The 17,016-nt window shown below is 56.6% G+C and carries 14 protein-coding genes and 1 pseudogene; 9 read left to right on the forward strand and 6 right to left on the reverse strand.

From position 1 onward, the window contains the following. Window positions 1-3: 3 nt before the first annotated feature. From repB to JNB91_RS18680, 4 genes are all read left to right on the forward strand, one after another. A complete protein-coding gene (gene repB / locus JNB91_RS18665; RefSeq protein ID WP_111841039.1) occupies window positions 4-999 on the forward strand; it encodes a plasmid partitioning protein RepB in 996 nt (331 codons plus the stop codon). 156 nt (window positions 1,000-1,155) lie between these two features. Next, entirely contained in the window at window positions 1,156-2,400 is a 1,245-nt protein-coding gene (gene repC, locus JNB91_RS18670; RefSeq protein WP_220326999.1) for a plasmid replication protein RepC, read from the forward strand. 147 nt (window positions 2,401-2,547) lie between these two features. Further along, on the forward strand, window positions 2,548-3,846 hold the full coding sequence (locus tag JNB91_RS18675) for a hypothetical protein (protein WP_220327000.1): 1,299 nt from the start codon (window positions 2,548-2,550) through the stop codon (window positions 3,844-3,846). Window positions 3,847-3,985: 139 nt separating this feature from the next. Next, window positions 3,986-5,125 (forward strand): hypothetical protein, encoded by a 1,140-nt coding sequence (locus JNB91_RS18680; protein ID WP_223218263.1) that lies wholly within the window; start codon window positions 3,986-3,988, stop codon window positions 5,123-5,125. 266 nt (window positions 5,126-5,391) lie between these two features. Here the strand turns inward: JNB91_RS18680 and JNB91_RS18685 are convergent, their stop codons facing one another. Beyond that, window positions 5,392-5,751, reverse strand: coding sequence for an alpha/beta hydrolase family protein (locus JNB91_RS18685; protein WP_223218264.1), 360 nt, complete (start codon window positions 5,749-5,751; stop codon window positions 5,392-5,394). A 38-nt stretch (window positions 5,752-5,789) separates the two neighbouring features. Between JNB91_RS18685 and JNB91_RS18690 the strand changes: the two are divergent. Then, a pseudogene (locus tag JNB91_RS18690) lies at window positions 5,790-6,299 on the forward strand (LysR substrate-binding domain-containing protein); the annotation flags it as partial. 150 nt (window positions 6,300-6,449) lie between these two features. Here JNB91_RS18690 and JNB91_RS18695 read toward each other — a convergent pair. Beyond that, window positions 6,450-7,580 carry a site-specific integrase gene (locus JNB91_RS18695; protein ID WP_111841043.1) on the reverse strand — a complete coding sequence of 377 codons (1,131 nt, stop codon included), beginning with the start codon at window positions 7,578-7,580 and terminating at the stop codon, window positions 6,450-6,452. Next, the gene (locus JNB91_RS18700; protein ID WP_111841044.1) at window positions 7,580-8,737 is read right to left on the reverse strand and encodes a DUF3800 domain-containing protein; all 1,158 of its coding nucleotides are present in this window, start codon (window positions 8,735-8,737) and stop codon (window positions 7,580-7,582) included. Before JNB91_RS18700 ends, JNB91_RS18695 begins: the two co-directional genes overlap by 1 nt. Window positions 8,738-8,914: 177 nt before the next feature. On the opposite strand from JNB91_RS18700, the gene JNB91_RS18705 reads away from it, so the two are divergent. The 3 genes from JNB91_RS18705 (at window position 8,915) to JNB91_RS18715 (ending at window position 13,871) form a co-directional block, all read left to right on the forward strand. Further along, window positions 8,915-10,048, forward strand: coding sequence for an RHE_PE00001 family protein (locus JNB91_RS18705; RefSeq protein WP_220327001.1), 1,134 nt, complete (start codon window positions 8,915-8,917; stop codon window positions 10,046-10,048). 213 nt (window positions 10,049-10,261) lie between these two features. Next, window positions 10,262-11,476: a hypothetical protein gene (locus tag JNB91_RS18710; protein WP_220327002.1), complete on the forward strand. Its 1,215-nt coding sequence runs from the start codon at window positions 10,262-10,264 to the stop codon at window positions 11,474-11,476. A 361-nt stretch (window positions 11,477-11,837) separates the two neighbouring features. Beyond that, window positions 11,838-13,871: an RES domain-containing protein gene (locus tag JNB91_RS18715; protein WP_223218272.1), complete on the forward strand. Its 2,034-nt coding sequence runs from the start codon at window positions 11,838-11,840 to the stop codon at window positions 13,869-13,871. Window positions 13,872-13,933: 62 nt separating this feature from the next. Here the strand turns inward: JNB91_RS18715 and JNB91_RS18720 are convergent, their stop codons facing one another. The 3 genes from JNB91_RS18720 to JNB91_RS31195 form a co-directional block, all read right to left on the reverse strand. Then, on the reverse strand, window positions 13,934-14,203 hold the full coding sequence (locus JNB91_RS18720; RefSeq protein ID WP_220327004.1) for a hypothetical protein: 270 nt from the start codon (window positions 14,201-14,203) through the stop codon (window positions 13,934-13,936). A 59-nt stretch (window positions 14,204-14,262) separates the two neighbouring features. Further along, window positions 14,263-14,448 (reverse strand): hypothetical protein, encoded by a 186-nt coding sequence (locus JNB91_RS18725; protein ID WP_220327005.1) that lies wholly within the window; start codon window positions 14,446-14,448, stop codon window positions 14,263-14,265. Between the two features lie 81 nt (window positions 14,449-14,529). After that, complete coding sequence (locus JNB91_RS31195; RefSeq protein ID WP_220327006.1) at window positions 14,530-14,955, reverse strand: SEC-C metal-binding domain-containing protein; 426 nt, start codon at window positions 14,953-14,955, stop codon at window positions 14,530-14,532. 398 nt (window positions 14,956-15,353) lie between these two features. Between JNB91_RS31195 and JNB91_RS18735 the strand changes: the two genes are divergently transcribed. Continuing rightward, the gene (locus tag JNB91_RS18735; protein WP_220327007.1) at window positions 15,354-16,910 is read left to right on the forward strand and encodes a hypothetical protein; all 1,557 of its coding nucleotides are present in this window, start codon (window positions 15,354-15,356) and stop codon (window positions 16,908-16,910) included. Window positions 16,911-17,016: the final 106 nt, after the last annotated feature.

Consider the following 17,016-nt stretch of genomic DNA (forward strand, 5'->3'; position numbering starts at 1 on the left):
GCCATGTCACGTGAAAATCCATTCGCCAAGCTGGACATGGCTGCCATCTCGGCGAGCCAGACGCCAACTAAGCCGGGCTACGGCATGACAGGAGCGGCGAAGACGGTTGTCCGCTCCATCGAGGATATGGCCGAGAACACCAAGAAGCTGATGGAAGGCGAGGTAATCGTCGATCTTGATCCGCACTTGATAGATGCCTCCTTCGTTTCCGACCGTTTGTCCGACGATGGGGAGGAGTTTCAGGAACTGCTCCAGGCGATCAGGGAATCAGGTCAGACGACGCCTATTCTGGTTCGCCCGAGCTCGACGGACGCCAAGCGATATATGGTGGTGTTCGGCCATCGTCGCCTCAAGGTCGCGCGCGAGCTAGGCATTCCGGTCAAGGCAATCGTCAAGAAGCTGGACGACACCACCTCCGCAATCGTCCAGGGCCAGGAAAACGCGGCCCGGTCCAACCTGTCCTTCATAGAACGCGCCTACTTCGCCCAGAACCTGATTGGCTCAGGCATGACGAAGGAGACTGTTCGTTCGTCGCTTGCCATCGATGAAGCGATGCTTTCAAAGATGCTCGCGGTCGTCGAGGCAGTGCCAGCATCGGTTATAACGGCCTTGGGTGCGTCCAAGAAAATCGGGCGCGACCGGTGGCTAAGCCTCCGCCAGCTTGTCCTTGCCCCTGCCCTGTCCAAGGTTGCGATCGATCATGTGGAGTCCGCCGACTTCCAGGCGCTCCCTGAAGGCGACCGCTTCGACAAACTTCATGATCACCTGAAGCGATACAAGTCCAGATCAGCCGCCAAGAAGCCGAAGGCTGAACCCGCTGTCCGGGACTGGACCTCGACCGATCGCGCGTTGAACATGGTGATAAATGCGAAGGCAAAGAAGGTTGCCATCGAACTTACCAATGCTGAAGCCAGGCCGTTTAGCGAATGGCTGTCTTCACACATGGGTCGTTTGTACGAGGAGTACAAAGGATCGAAAACTGAAACAAACGGAGACTAAACAGCAAAAGAAAAAGGCCCCCAAACGGCGAACCGTGGAAGCCTCTCTCGTCATCTCTAGCAGGATCGAGAATCGCATTTCCCGGAATCACAGTCAAGAGTCTAGGCGCCGATTTGGTGAGCGGATTTCCTTTGCCTGAAGCAAGGTGAAAGAAAAATGCAGACAGGACATGTGACGACGCCCTTTGGGCGGCGACCGATGTCGCTCGCCCTGGTACAAAGCCAGATGGCGATTGAGGATCCGCGACCGGAAACGCGTATCGAGAAGTGGAAGGTCTTTCGAGACGTATGTGAGGCACGGGAGCGCCTGGGGATCCAGGACCGGGCACTTGCAGTCCTCGATGCCCTTCTGACGTTTCACCCTCATGCCCAGCTCGATCCGAGCCAGGGTCTGGTGGTCTTCCCATCCAACGCCCAGCTGTCTGTTCGGGCCCACGGGATCACCGAGACAACCCTGCGCCGGCAACTTGCCGCGCTTGTCGACGCGGGCCTCATTCTCCGGCGCGACAGCCCGAACGGTAAACGCTACGCGCACCGCAACAGGGATGGCGAGGTCGAACAGGCCTACGGGTTTGACCTGACGCCCCTGCTGGCTCGTGCCACCGAACTCGCCTTGATGGCGCAGGATGTCGCCGCCGAACGCGCGCGCTTCCGCCGTGCAAAGGAAGCGCTGACAATCTGCCGTCGCGATGTGCGCAAGTTGATCTCGGCCTCCGTGGAAGAGGGCGCGGCCGGCAACTGGCACCATGTGGAGTCCGAGTATGTCAGTATTCTCGCTCGCCTCCCCCGCCACCCGAACCGCTCCCAAATAGAGACTACGCTCGATGAAATGGAGCTGCTGCGGGAAGAAGTTCTCAACCTCCTGGAAATGCAGTTCAAAACGGAAGAAATGCATGGCAATGCCATTCAGAATGACCGCCACATACAGAATTCAAATACCGAATCCATAAATGAACTTGAACCTAGCTCTGGAAAAGAGCAGGGCGAAAAGACGGCGGACAAACCTATGACGAGGCACGAGCCGAAGGAAACACGGATCACGAGACGCGAGCCGATCAAGGCGTTCCCCCTCGGAATGGTCCTCCGTGCGTGCCCCCAGATCACTGATTATGGGCCTGGCGGGCGCATCGAGCACTGGCGCGAGCTCATGAAGGCGGCCGTGGTTGTGCGCTCGATGCTCGGCGTGAGCCCCTCTGCCTACGAGGAGGCGTGCAACGCCATGGGGCAGGAAAATGCCGCGGTAGCGGTGGCCTGCATTCTAGAGCGATCGAATTTTATAACATCGGCGGGCGGCTATCTGCGGGACCTTACCAGGCGCTCTGAGCGCGGGGAGTTTTCACTTGGACCAATGCTGATGGCTCTCATGAAGGCGAAGGAGCAGGGAAATCGGAGGACTGCGTGATGTTGGCAAGGCGCCTCGGCCGGCAAGCGGGAAACTGGCCCTGATCCGTCCGTGAAAAGGTCACTTGTCAGCCGTTTTTTTTCGTGATTTTCTGTTCTGATACAGGGAGTTACTGGCGCTGAATGTCAGTTTCTAGGGCGTCAAGCTATGTGGAGAGCAAAAGAAAAGCAGATCGGCGTCGAGCAGATCAACGGTCACGTGCCCAGGAGGAACCGCTTGATCACCGGTCGGGCGCCGGAGAATACCGAAATGCTGTTCACACCCGCCGAGCTGTTCGGGGCAATGGCGCAATGCTCCAGCAGGGCGAAGATGGACCAGCGGGCCGCGAGGGCTCAGGTTCAGATGTGCCGACACCTCATCGCCCGGCACGTCGATGACAAGAATGAGCGTTTTGCGTTGTTAGATACTGCCCGCACCCTCAAGGACTACGTGGGAAAGACGATGACTGGCCTGGTCGGCGACGGCATTGCCTATCTCCAGATGGTCCGGGATGGATATCGCTGGGTGGATCATTTTGAAAACCATGAAGTCCACGGCAAACGTCCGACCTCTCGTTCTCCCGATTACGTCTTCAGCCGTTCGGGAGATATGTTCGTCGCCCTTGCGGAGTCGAAAGCGACCAAGGGAGCGTACAGGGCAGCTTTCACGAAGACGGTCAGGGAAGGCTACAAGGAGCAGGTCGAGCCTTATCTGGGTCGCAAAATCGGTTCGTGGGTAGCCTCACATGGCTATGCGGTCGGCAGCTGGATGAAATCTGTGAGGAAGGCTGAGATATTCATTGACCACACGGCAAATCATGAACCACCCAGGGGAAGCAGGGACGAAGGCCCGTCTGAACGCTCTGATCCAAAAGACGTGCAGTTTGGCAGCTATTGTGGAGTGCTGACTCTTCTCTTCGGACCAGAGGTCGGGGAGGCCGCCCGCCATCGTACTTGGCGACCCTCCGGGCAAAGCTTTACCACGGTCGAATGGCTCGGCCGAACCTGGATTGTCGGAGAGGATGCAGAGTGGGAGCCGCTGGTCGGCACTGCCGAAGAGCACCTGATCTTCAGGTCGGGACCGGTTAGGTTCGTGAATGGCATGGCGCTTGATCTGCAAATCGCTCAGCGTGTCTTTGCTTCCATCGAGTCGGGCGAAGGTGAGGTCGACCTCATGGCGGAATTTCCATTGTATCCGGCGGATCTGGTCGAGGCAGCAAAGCGATCTGGAGGAGCAATATTTCCAGACGGGTTCGCTGTCCTGGGTCGCGATGAGGATCTGAGCCTCTATTCGCGGATATTGGTCAAACCGCCCGCGCAAGAAGTGCCTGCATTAGTTGAAAACAAGCTAGAGGTCGACAGCGTTGTCTCCGAGGGGGTTCCGGCGATCGACGCTCGCACGTATTCCACACGCAACGCTGATGTGGTTGAGGAGAAGAAGGCGCGGCTTTACCTCACTTGGGAATAGCGTTGGAATTTGCCCGACCGCTTGTGATTGAAGTGGTCGATTGCCCCACCTGCGCTAACCGGATGAGCGCCCTCCGGGAATGATCGTCTGATCGTCGCGGCTTCTGTAATTTTCAGTCGCGCAAGTTTGCCCCTGTCGCATGGTGGTTGCCGCAGCGGATCGCGGACACGGTTTGCAATTTTCTCGTGCAGATGAAAAGACGTATTTAATGCAGCTGGTTATCGGACCCGGAAGAATTATGCCGCTCCTTTTTTGCAATATTGCGTGGATGAAGAATTACGCAGGCCGCGACGCCAAAGACCCTCCGAAAGGTGGAGGTGGCTATGTTGTGTCCGAGGGAAGAGCCGGGGAAGAGTTGAACTTCGTGGAAGCTGACGACGGATATGTCTATGGCCACTTCGAAACGATAAAGGACAACGTCGATCGGGATGTCAAAATCGAAAGACTGGGGACGTCGACTTCAGCCGAGTTCATCGATGGTGTTGACGTCGTCTGGACCGCTCCTGTCGATGGCAAAGACCCGCGGTGCGTAATCGGATGGTACAAAAATGCGCGGGTCTATCGCAAGCGGCAGAGGTTCGATGGAGTATATCCCTCCGGCCAACATGAGCTCGACGACGTCTTAAGCTTTCGGGTGCGAGCACGGGCCGAGGACGCGCATCGAATTCCCGTAAGTAAGCGCGATGAAGGCCTTTATCTTGGGCGGGGCAAAGGCTGGAGCGGGCAAGCGAGCTGGTGGTATGCGGACGACACGACCGATCCGGCTGCGCAGAATTTTGTTGAAGGTATCCGTACGATCATCAGGGGGGAAATACCCGCGTTTGATCGACCGCCCGTTCGCAGCCGGGTCAAACACAGGGCGGGGCAGGCTACAGCTGACGGCTACACCAGGTATGTTGAACGTCATGAGGTGCGGGTTAGCCCTCGGCACAACAAGCTCGAAAAGCGATTTAAAGACTACCTGCAAAGGACAGTACGCGGTCTCCAATTCCTTCCTACCTTCTGCGACGACATGCGATTTATAGATGGGAAAGGCCAGGAGGTAATGGTCGAAGTCAAGCCGACAGAGGTTTCGAGTATTCGATTTGCTATCCGTACGGCGATGGGACAACTCTTCGACTATCGCCAGCAACAACGGTGGGAAGGGAGACAACTCATTGTAGTTGAAACGGAAGTGACCAAGGCTGACGACAAAGCTTTGGCTTTGGAGAACGGCTTCGGTCTTGCTTGGCCTTCGGAAGGGGGCGATTTCAAAGTCCTCTGGCCTCCAGCCTCATAGCTAGCGGGCGATTATTGAGGAGGAAGGGCGACCGATCGCGACGCCCTTGTCACAGGCCGGCTACGCAACGGGCCTAACAACACCCGTTATTTTCGCCAATCACAACAGAACAGGCGCTGATAGCGCCACGGGATACCCGAACGACCTACCTCATCGAGTAGCACGTCGGTCTGACTCGGACTGTCTCCAACTGGCCGCCTTAGGATTATGGAATCAGTAGCGTCACGACGTATCGAGCTTGAGGCGCGCGAACGCCACATCGAATATCATCCCAGTTTGCTGTGGAAGTGAGCCGCAACCCGGTCGGCGGCATGCCGCACGGTGTCGCCTTGGTCGTAGAAGTCGAAATGCTTGCCAACTGCCCACTGCAGCTCCTTCGGACCCGCAAGCAAATTGTAGACATTGCGTGCTTGATCGGGAAAAGCGGCGCCGTCCGAATGGATTACCAGTGCGGGCGCCGTGACCTTTGAGGCCTGTGCAACGGGATTAAAGGCGATCCAAGGCTCCCAGCCCATCACCGCAAACTCATTGCGCCACGAACGTACGCCGCCGCCGCGTGTTAGGTCAAAGTAGTATTCGCTTGGGCTCGCGCTCACCGCGGTTTTGTCACCGGGATTGTAGGTCAACACGGTCTCGATGACGCCGGTTTGAAGACCGCTTTGTTGATATCGTCGCTGAGGGATATGACGCTGGCATCCGCATCGGCGAAATGATCGCGCAGGACATGGTGGCTGTAAGGCTCACTGAACCCTCGCCGCTGACTGTCGTAGGATCTCCGGCGTATTTCGCTCGCAGAGGCAAGCCGCTGCGCCCGGAACACCTCAGTGAGCACGCCTGCATCAACGTCCGGCTGTTCGGGGGCGCGGTCTACCGCTGGATGTTCAAGGAGCGATCGGGACAAGGCGATCCGCGAAGTTTTTCCATGGATGTGAAAGGCCCGCTGACAGTCAACGGGCCGGCGACATGCATATCGGCCGCTGTATCCGGCGTCGGTCTCACTTACAATATTGCGTCGGTCGTCGAGCCGCTCGTCCGGCAGGGGTTGCTCGAGCCATGCCTAGAAGGCTTCCTGCCTGAAAGCCCCGGCTTGTTTATCTACTTTCCGAGCAGGAGACAGATGCTGCCCAAGCTCCGGGCATTCGTTGAGTTTTGGAAAGAATTTGGAGGCAGATAGATCGACCGCCTGTAACCTTGTGTAGTAACCCCGCTCCCATCGAGGTCGCACAAAGCGACGAACCTCTGCATGTTCGTGCTCAGTTGGGAATAAGACCGAACTGTTGGTCCGTCCTGTACCAGCTACAACAGGCGAATTAGACAGGTAGAGTTATATAAGCCGAGCCGCCCGACCGCTTCTACGCGTTGCACTGTTGTAATAACTCGATGCCTGCTGGACGGAGCGATGGCGTGACTGTTCCATTGCTTCGGGCAAAGGGATCCCACGGTTGGCTGCCTCGGTCAGATATCCGGACCTCAGCCCGTGCGCCGAAAACTCCCCACTGTCCAACCCGGCCATCTCGGCGCGCTGCTTGACTATTAGATTGATCGACTGCGGATCGAGCTCGCGGCGCGATACTGTGCCCCAGCGCGCTATGCGGCGAAACACGCTCCCGCTCTCGATCTTCGCCGCGGCCAGCCATGCATGCAGCGCCTCCACCGGCCGGCCGGTGAGATAGACGACATCGTCCTCTTCGCCACTCGTCGTTTTCGTCCGACCGAGATGGATGGCGAGCGAGGGGAGGGGAGGGCCGTCGGCCACGTCGATTGGCGGTTCGGCGGCCAGCTGCTCGACCCGCAGCCCGGCGATCTCGCTGCGTCGACGGCCGCCGGAGGCAAAGCCCACCATGAGAATGGCGCGGTCGCGCAGATCCCGCAGGTTTTCGGTGGCGCAGGTCGCCAGCAGCTTTGCCAAAACGTCGCCTGTGACGGCCTTTGCACTCTTGCGGCCTCTCTTGCGGGGCACCGCACGCACGGCAAGGCGGATCGCCGACTTGAGAGGAGGGGAGGCGAAGGCGCCATCTAGGCCGCGCCATTTTGTCAGCGTCGACCAGTTCGCCAGACGCCGGCGCACCGTCGACGGTGCATGCGGCCCGATTGATTTCAGAAAGCCTTGGCTCCGCAGGTTGTCATCGACATCGGCCGGCATGCCGTGATCTGGATCGGTGGCCCGCTTTTGCGGATCCCAGAGATGCTGCGCAACGAATTTGAGCAGCAGCGCCTCGGGCGCCGGCCAGGGTAGCGATCGTTTCGTGGCGGCAAGAGCCCAGGCTTCGATGTAGGCGAGATCGGAGGTGATGGCCCGCAGTGTGTTCGCGCCCATGCCTTCGTTGACGAGATGGCGCAGTGTTTCTATGTCGCTATCGGTCAGTAGCTCGGCGAGTTCGTCGCGGCGATCAATCGGCAGGACGGCGGCAATTGTGTCGAGTTCGACGGCTCTCGCCAATTGGGCATCATTCATTACAGATACCACCTCAACTTCTTGCGCTCGGCGAGAACAAGGCGTTGATAGAATTCTGGCATTCCCTCGAGCGGATCCTCACCTGCGTCGGCGCGGCGGGCAAGCTCCTTGAGGGCAGCAAGATTCATTCGCGGCCTCGGTTTATCCAAATCGATGAAGTCGTCGTCGGGAAACATCGAGTGAGCATGCATATGGGGAAGCAGCCACCGCGCCAGGTCACGGTAGGATGGCTCCGATTGGTTCTGCAGAAGGTCGGTCGTGGCACCCGCGACAATATCGGCGATCTGCAATGTGGGATTTTCTGCTGATGATCCGAAGCGCAGGGGATTTGACAGATTGGCCCTGATGGGTGCTGGTTCACCACCTGGTCCTTTCAGCTCCACCGTTTCGGTGTTCCCAACGAACCCCGAAAAGATGTGCGACATCGCCTGTAACGGCTTGGAATCATCGCAAAGCACATCCAGCCTGTCGAACCGGTGTCCCCAACCATAGACGATCAAACTGAACAGGCAGGTCGTTGTGAGATCGAGCGTCCATTTCCCAGTCGGGTCTACATCCTTCTGTAGGTGCTCGCTTTGCTCTGCGATAATTTTTGCATATCCACGTGCGAAGCGGAGAACGCACGAAAGGATTTCGTTCGTCTCCGGGTCTTGCTTGGCGGCACCGAAAACGGTCGGCGCATCGCTTGGGTCAAAAGACTTCATGAATGCCTGAAGTTCCTCGGCGAGCTTTGGGACTTGCTCGCCAGATCTGAAGAACACGCGATGCAGCGCATTCATAACGAAGCGATGGAGATCCTGACCGTAGAACAGCGTGCTCCACCTTTGGAGAACAGGTTCGAATATATACTCAAATGTTTTGCCAGCGAGATTCAATCGCTTATCGGCGGCTATGACCAGTACACGTCCTTTTAAAGGACTAAGGATGTCCAAGGCGATCTCGGGCCAATTCGCGCGCTTACGCAGCAAGCTGGCCTTGAGTTCGGGAGCCTGAATGTGGTGCTTTGCCCGCATTGCACTGACAATGCCGGCTGCCTCCTCCGGCGTGAGTTCGACTGCTGCGTAGGCAAAGTATGGCTGGTTGTCGTCGAGGAGCTTGGGCCCGGTATAGCCGGCTTCATCGCAAGATATCAGTCGAGGGGGCGTGTTTTGGGCCAAGCCACAGGCTCCATATCATGAACAGGAGCCAAGTTTCTCATGTTTTGTGACCGTTGTCGATCTATTATCGATAAACGTTAGTTATCGATGGTTATAGCCCCAATCTGTAATCATACCATGTAGCGAACTGCAATATTGATATAGAGTTCCTTTGAGAAATCGTTTACCATAAAATCAATGGCTTACGATCTCACGAACATCAGCATGAGTACCCTGATGCGGCCGGCTTTCGACGCCGGTATCGCCTTGGCGCGTCTCGACGAGCGCATTGCCCGATCCGCGGTCGGCGCCGGCTTCCTCGAGCGGCAAAATTTCGCCGACTCCTGCGCCTCGTTGTGGATCGACGGCGAACTCGTCCATCTCGAAGACCTCGTTCTCCATGATGCCACCCGCGATGTCCGCACTCCCACCCACGAACTCACCATCGCCCGTGACGTGTTGCGTACCCGTCGGCGCATTGCCGCTCAGGCACCGGACTGGGCGCTCTCGGCAGACGGCATTCGGACGTTGCGAAAAACCGCGGAAATCACGCCGTCAGACATGACCGAGGCGGCGACGGTCGGCGCCACCCGGCGCTTATTCGCAACCGATCCAGAAGGGGAGGGGGACGACGCCGACATCGACAATCTCCCTGGCGTCGATCTTGCGGATATCGACGCGGTGCTGGCCCGGTCGAATGCCGCGATCGACGAAGCAACACGGCCCGCCAGCGCCGGCAGCCGTGCGAGTGAAAAGGATCCATTGCTCTATGATCTCGACTGGGACGAGGATGCCCGGCTCGACGAATGGCGCGGCGTGCTGCGGCAGGCTGAAAGCCTGCCAGCGGTGTTGCAGGCGATCGTCGCCCTCGATGCCTGGAACGAATTGTCCGTGCTGCAGCATGCGCCCTGGCTCGGCCGGCTGTTTTGCGCTTCGATCCTGCGGGAAGCGGGCATCACTACCGGCGCCCATCTGGCCGCCATCAATGTCGGCCTGAAAACCATTCCGGTCGATCGGCGCCGGCATCGCGATCGAGAGACGCGGCTGCTGGCCATCGCTGCCGGACTTTTGGCCGCGGCTGAGATCGGCATGAAGGAGCACGACCGGCTGGCGCTCGCTCGGCAGATGATGGAGCGCAAATTGTCGGGGCGGCGAACGTCGTCAAAATTGCCGGAGCTGGTCGAGCTCGTCATGGCAAAGCCGCTCGTGTCGGCCGGGTTGGTGGCGAAAACGCTCGACGTGACGCCGCAGGCGGCGCGGAGGATCGTTTTGGAACTCGGCCTGCGCGAGATGACGGGGAGGGGGAGGTTTCGGGCGTGGGGAATAATTTAGCCGTTGCGTTAGTGAGCATTTCACCCGGAGTCTGCTAGGCAGTATCCCTCCAAAACCTGACCTGAGGAACTATTGAGGTAGACCTGCCGGCAATTCCGCCTGAGGTCTAATGCGCGGCCTTTCGCTGTACTATCGTCTCGGCCAGTATACGTGGATTGATTTTCAACTTCCACGTCAGCTGTGCTAATGAGAGTTTCCGCTGGAGCTCTGTCTATGGATGCGCACCATCCGATCGTCGAAAAGTATCCCGAAACACCGCAGACAGCGATCGATCTGAGTGGGAAACACAAACGTGGGCCAAAGCGAAAAGGTCGTATCATGACTGCACCACTGAACGATATCACTCCCGCGCAAACTCTCTTGCATGTTTTGAGCCCGTTCCGTAGGCCGGAAACCCTGTTGCCTGATGGCTCATCCTACCGCCATGGCGAACCTTTCGGGATTCCTACGGACGAAGAAGCGAAGTCCGCACTGCTTAATTTTCAGGCTGATATCCGGGAATTGGACCGTAAACACAATGGGTCCAAAATGCTCAGTGATGATCAACTTGCTGAGCAGGTCTTTAAGAAGAACGTCAGCTTCGAAAGTTTCGCGCAATTCCTGCCATACGGACGCTACCAGCTTCGCCTAGCGAGGCAGGAGATGGACATCCTCGTTGATGATATCCGACGGGTTTCGGGCGGGGAGCTAACTTACGACGGCATTTGGTCGTACAATGACTTTTTGACCGACTATCTATTCGACCTGCGAGAGATTCTCGTCCAGCTCCAGAATGGCGTTGATGGCTGGCGGTTCTTCGACGGGGGCAAATCTTCTCATGTCGATAGTTGGCAGATTTATTTGCTCGCAAACAACCTTGCATGGCAATCTACAATTTCTGATCCAGGCAAACGGCTCCCACACAAGACGGCCCAGATCGCTTCTATAGGCGTTTTACGTCAGGCGATGGAGTTGCGTTTCGAGAGGCTCATTTCTGTCTATCCTATCGATAGGAACGGAAATTCGCCCAAGCTCAAGCATGGGTTCCATCAAACATTTATAGCCAGTCGGCCAGAATTGTTTCAGGCGCAGGGGTTCGACGTCGGTAAGCTTCGACATCTTTATGATTGGTGCAGCGAAATCGTTCACCAAGCGTATCAACCCTACACTTGGCTCATTTCATTTGGGCTTCGGCGTGCTGGCAAACTTCTTCACACGCAGGCGTCCTACAACGGCCGCTGGTCGATCTTTAATGCGGTCAGGGTAACGGATGTAAAAGCGATGCAGGACGCATTCGAGAGGTACTTCCTCGACTATTTCGGTCACGGTGAATGGAAGTTCTATCGCGAGAAGCCCGAAGCGCTGGTCGATGGATGGACAGATGATATGCGGAAGCCAAGCGACGAATTCGTCGCCGTGACCAATCCACGCCAAGGCCGTCTGGTGTGAAAGGAAAGCCCGGGCACGCAACCAGTGCTTTTCTCATCCGACTTTTCTTTGAGCCGCTGCGATAGCATCGACTGCTCGCCGAGCTCGAGATCTGGCCCTTCCTCGATCGGCTGCATTCGCTGTCGACTTGAGCTGACCCCACCCCCTCTCGAAATCGCCCGGCTGCATGTGCTGCGAAAAGCCGAGGCGACGTCGAGCGCCTTGAGAATTGCCTCCTTTACGGCATTCGCCACCTTCGCCGCACTTTCGGTTTCCCAAACCACAGCATCGAAGCGCAGGAAACGATCTAGCATCGCGAAATCTTCGGGCACGGGAAAATACATGAATGCTTAGATAGACCAGCTTCTCTTCACAAGTGATTATGATCGCGGCGCCCCATGACAGCGAGAACTATGCTGCTGACGATGATGTAGTCAGAACTTTTATCGAGCAGGCTCAGGTAACGGTTGGAATTTTGAGTATGGACATTTGCTACAAGTGCATCGGCGATGTGTATTTGCAGGGCGAGATCAAATCGGAAGGCAAGCGCCGCGCCTGTAGTTTTTGCGAGAAGCATCGAAAAAGCTACCGCCTCGAAGAGCTTGCCGAACGCGTACGGAGCGTTATCGAGGAGAACTACCACCCTCATCAGGATGAATACGGAGCGGATTCGGGAGAGTCGATTGCCGATCTCATTGCAAATCTCGCTGGTGTCGATGACTCAATCGCAGAAGCCGTGCGGTCCGAATTATCGAGCAGAACAGCCTACATGGCTGCCAAGAATGGCGAAACCGATCCATTTGGCTCGGAGACATGCTATATCGGGAGGAAGGCCGACACCTATGACTACCAGGAGAGTTGGCGGTTCTTTAGAAACGAGATCAGCCGGCGTTCTCGTTACTTCAGCGAGCATGCTCGCCAGAGTCTGCTAGAAATTTTCGGTGACATTTCAGGCATGCGCGTTTGGCCGGATGTTCCTGTCATTGTCCCCATTGGCCCAGAGAGTGAGGAGCGGTTTCTTTACCGGGGCCGAATTGCGTTTTCCGAAAGCGAAGTCGAGCATTTCTTGAAGGAGCCGGTTCGCGAACTAGGTCCCCCGCCACCGCGATTTGCAAGGCCTGGTCGGATGAATGCCGCCGGCATTTCGGTGTTCTATGGGGCCAGGGAGCCGGAAACCTGCATAGCGGAAATTCGCGCGCCGGTCGGAAGCCACGTTGTTCTCGGTCGGTTTGAGATTATCCGCGAAGTCAGGTTGCTCGATCTGAACAAGCTCACGCAAGTTTTTACCGACGTGAGCATTTTCGACCCACATTTTCAGCGGCTGGCCGGACGTGCCCCCTTCTTCAAAAGGTTGGTCGCTGAAATTAGTCGGCCAATAATGCCGCGCGACGAGGAGGCGGAGTATCTCGTCACACAAGCTGTGTCCGAATTTCTTGCGTCGAGTGTCCAACCTCAGCTCGACGGTATCATTTTCAACTCCGCTCAAACCGACCATGAGGGTCGCAACATTGTGCTCTTCAATCATACCTGCTCGGTCGAACCATACGAGCTTCCACCTGGAACTGACGTCAGTATAAATCTTGGATGGGGTGATGATGAGTCTGACAGCAGCATCGCTGTTTGGGAGAAGGTGCCCAGACCGCAACCCCCGCGGAAGATGCGACCGACGTCTCAGCGCCAGTCGGCGCGCAAGTCTTGGACGTTTGGCAGCACGTTCGACTGGCCTGACGATGAAACATATGACGATCTAACTGTGACTGGGGAGCCGTACTTGCGGCTGCTTGTCGATGAGATGAGCGTTTTCCGCATCAAAGGGGTTAAATATGATCGCTCTGAACGCGGGCTGAGCCGACACAGGTATCGGGAGGGAGATCACGACATGATCGCGGAAGGAGAAGGGATCGTCTATTTTGCATATGGCTCGAATATGCGTACGGAGCGTTTACGCTTCAGAACGTCGGGTTGCAAAGTCATTGGCGCCGCGACCTTGGTTGGTCATGAACTGCGCTTTCACAAATCAAGCAAAGACGGTTCAGCGAAGTGCGATGCTTTTTTGACCGGCGTCTCCACCGATTTGGTCGTCGGCATTCTTTTCAGCATACCAGGTTCACAGAAAGCGGCGCTCGACAGAGCCGAGGGGCTTGGCAACGGCTATGAGGAGGCGACAATCACGGTCATGACAGCGGAGGGCAGGGCTGTGGATGCGGTCACCTACCTAGCGTCTGAAGCCGCCATCGACGACAAGCTGAAGCCGTACCAGTGGTACAAAGACTTTGTCGAAAGCGGCGCAAAGGAACATGGCATCCCCGACGCATATGTCCAGAAGTACATTCTTGATGTGGTCGCGGTGCCCGACCCAGATGCGAGCAGAGAAAAGAAGAGGCGCGCCGAGGTAGCAAAGGCCTGGCCATTTTAAGTGCCGTGATTGAGCTTTGATCGCTTCCCTGTTCGGCTTGAGGCACCCCGACACGAGCTGCGTCAATCGACGTGCTGCGCGCTCACCGGAAGGTCGGGCGAAGGGAGATATTTTTGGAAGAAGTCGCGCCAAAAGCGCACTACGACTTCCAAAAGGTGCGCGGCAGGGAGCCACCGTTGATCGCCAGCCTCTTCGCCCAGATCGATCACGAGATATCCTTTTCCATATGGCCCGACGCCAAATCCTCCCTCGCCGTAGCCACCTACGAAAACTGTCGCAAAGCCTGTGTTTCTCGCGAAATGCTTCGAGCCGTTCGCCAACTCCTGGATCATTTGGAACCAGACGCAGTGTCGGTCGATCCACTCTAGGAACTGTTCCCGGTCTCTTTTCGCTATGCCCATAGCATCGCGCGCAGCTTGTCCTTACTGAGCCAATCCCCCCAAACCCACTCGTGAAGATGATAGGCGGTGATAGCACAGTGCATTGCCCGTCTTGCCGAATGTGGCTCGACAGCGAAGTCGTCAAAATCATCAACGAGCATGGAATAGAAATCTCTCGCGCTGAGGATATCGAACATCTTCAAAAGCCATCCTCTAAGTTCGATTTTGGTAGAGCTCGGGATCCAGTCTCGGGTGCGAAAGTGACGGGGCGCAGAAATCTAAGTGCGAAGTGCGGAATTCCCGTGACATTGCTTGAATTTCCGGCCGCTCCCGCAAAAGCAGCGCGCGTTCCTCGGCGTATATTTCATAGCAAGCTGCATCGTCAGTCTGGCATTTTCCATCTGAAGCGCCTGGATCTGCCGCGCGACAGGTCCGCTCACTTGGATCTCCCCGAAACCCGGTAGTCTGTCCATTGCTTTGTTATATTCTTTGGCACTGTCGAAAAATGCCTGGATGAGCGGATCGCGTGCAAGGGCTTGCCGCTGATTGTCGCGACGAATGCCTTCATTGTCGAAATCATAAATCGCCGAGTCATCGCGCACAAACAAACGATGCGTGATATCTCTCGACGGTGAGGGGGTATTGTCGATCCATACACCTTCCGGGCTCTCGTACACCGCATGGTGCTCCGCTTCAATGTACACGCCTGGCCACTCCCAGACGGCCCAACCAAACACTATGTGACCACCTTCAAGTTCAACTTTCCTCGCAACGTTCGGAAAGCATTCCTGAGGTAGAGATCGAGGGTCCGGGAATATTTCCAGAAGGCAAGGATGAGATTGAGGGGCGATCCGATGGCAAAAATCTTGGACATGTCGGTCATCGGCAGAAGGCGTTCGTGTCAGCAAAAGATCAATCCTACAGAAAGTAGACATCAATGCCACGTCGGCGTCGAAGTAGTACGTTGAAACCTGTTGAGAGCACAGTCCTCTCGATTGAACGACCCCAGAAATCAACTTTACGATGGGATATGATGTGAGCTTATCGTAGGCGGCGCGGTTAGCCGTTCCACCGATGCATCTGTTCTGGAGACAGTGGGCAAATGGAAACGCGTGACGTTGGTGGGATGGGTGAAGGTCATTTCTTCGGCTGGTGCCAGCCGGAGGGGTTCCGAGCGCAAAAATCACTCGTTGATCGTCTTGGATGGGATTTTCTTCTGGAGCGCGAGCCCGTCCGCTCGGCCGCCACGCCGCTCGATCAGCAGAACGATCTGCCGAAGTTCCTCGTGCAGGTCAAATCTACGGATCGCCTGGCAGAGCCACCCCGCATCAAGCTCTCAGCTCTTAAGCATCTCGTTGACGCCGATTTGCCGGCCGCCATTGCTGTCCTCGAATACGGCAATGGAGCGCGGTCGCCGACCCGCGCGATGATCGTCCCAATTGATGAGGAGATAATTTACAAGACACTGCGCCGGGTTAGGAAGGAGGAAGCCAGCGGTAATCGCAAGCTACATCGAGTGACGGTGCGAATTCCTACAGAGCGGGCTATCGAGCTTGGTCGGGATGGTGAAGGACTGTCGAAAGCTCTCGATGGGATTCTTGGAGGGCCGTTTTCCACTTATCTCGAAACCAAGATGCATCAGCGCCGGACATGTGGTTTTGATGACAGTTCGATAACTGGACACTTTTTCATCCCAGGCGAAGACGCGGGAGAGAAGGTTCACAGCCTTTTCCTTGGAAAGCGCCAGGAGATCGATGTAGTGGATCTGACCGTGCAGCGCCGACGGTTCGGCATTCCCCTAGAAAGCGATATGGATTTCTTCCGCGAAGCACTCTTTGAGTTTCGAGCGCCATCTCTCATGTCAGTATCGATCGAGCTCGAAGATGTGGAGGATGGAAACTGGGCGAGATTTTCAGCAGACATGTATGCCGTGCCACCATTCGTGGACGGCAGTCAAAGTGCTCCAACCCGCTTCGCGAATTCGTTCTTTGAGGTCACGCTCGATTTCGAAAAGGAATGGGCGGGTATTGTTTTTGACTGCGAGGGATCCCGTGCTGTCGATTTGGACGAAGCGGTCACCATCATCGAGGTGGGCACGATATTGGCCAAGTCCAAGAGAAGAGTGAAAATCGACTTCGGCAATGGAGTCGTTGAGTTGCCTGCAGCCGAGGGAGAGGAGGGGCCATTCAGCAACTGGATACCCGTCGCTCCGATGCTACGGCGAATGGCGACAGCGATCGAAAGGTATGCGGGCCGAAAGCAACGAAAGGTCTTGCTCTCAGAGTTCTACGATTGGGTTGAGCACCATCAGGAGTTGCTTGCACTCGGCTATCTGCCGGGAGTGAATCTATTTGTTCCGACTTGGGAGGGGGATGGGGTCGTTGCTGAGCAGGACATGGTTCTTGCACCGCTATCTCTTGAATTAGCGGGCGCTCAATATACCGCGCTCATCGAACTTCCCGTCGAATCACAGAGACGCGAAGTAGGCGAGATCAGGATTGTTGGCGGCCAACCCCGTGTTGTCGACGATATTGCCCGCGCGACGAGCGCTGGGACGGAGGACTTCATAAATCGCGCCGTCGAACGCTCTAAGAGAGAACGTAAATCCAAGGGCCCCGCGCTCGTGCTCGGTCCGTTCGAGAGCTGGAAGGTGGGATAGTAGATTGCCGGCCGTTCCTTCCGCCCTATGGCGCACCCGGGCGTGCCTTTAGGGGAGATCAATGATGCTTCGTCGTTCTTGGGGGCTCGAGTTGCCCCTAGGACTG

The organism is Aliirhizobium wenxiniae (genome assembly GCF_019511445.1).
Lineage (GTDB): Bacteria > Pseudomonadota > Alphaproteobacteria > Rhizobiales > Rhizobiaceae > Neorhizobium > Neorhizobium wenxiniae_A.

What these genes read in the sequence shown, in the direction of transcription:
- repB (WP_111841039.1), top strand. Translation starts at nt 4, where the DNA reads ATGTCACGTGAAAATCCATTCGCCAAGCTGGACATGGCTGCCATCTCG.
- repC (WP_220326999.1), top strand. Translation starts at nt 1,156, where the DNA reads ATGCAGACAGGACATGTGACGACGCCCTTTGGGCGGCGACCGATGTCG.
- JNB91_RS18675 (WP_220327000.1), top strand. Translation starts at nt 2,548, where the DNA reads ATGTGGAGAGCAAAAGAAAAGCAGATCGGCGTCGAGCAGATCAACGGT.
- JNB91_RS18680 (WP_223218263.1), top strand. Translation starts at nt 3,986, where the DNA reads ATGGTGGTTGCCGCAGCGGATCGCGGACACGGTTTGCAATTTTCTCGT.
- JNB91_RS18695 (WP_111841043.1), bottom strand. Translation starts at nt 7,580, where the DNA reads ATGAATGATGCCCAATTGGCGAGAGCCGTCGAACTCGACACAATTGCC.
- JNB91_RS18705 (WP_220327001.1), top strand. Translation starts at nt 8,915, where the DNA reads ATGGCTTACGATCTCACGAACATCAGCATGAGTACCCTGATGCGGCCG.
- JNB91_RS18710 (WP_220327002.1), top strand. Translation starts at nt 10,262, where the DNA reads ATGGATGCGCACCATCCGATCGTCGAAAAGTATCCCGAAACACCGCAG.
- JNB91_RS18715 (WP_223218272.1), top strand. Translation starts at nt 11,838, where the DNA reads ATGATCGCGGCGCCCCATGACAGCGAGAACTATGCTGCTGACGATGAT.
- JNB91_RS18720 (WP_220327004.1), bottom strand. Translation starts at nt 14,203, where the DNA reads ATGATCCAGGAGTTGGCGAACGGCTCGAAGCATTTCGCGAGAAACACA.
- JNB91_RS18725 (WP_220327005.1), bottom strand. Translation starts at nt 14,448, where the DNA reads ATGTTCGATATCCTCAGCGCGAGAGATTTCTATTCCATGCTCGTTGAT.
- JNB91_RS18735 (WP_220327007.1), top strand. Translation starts at nt 15,354, where the DNA reads ATGGAAACGCGTGACGTTGGTGGGATGGGTGAAGGTCATTTCTTCGGC.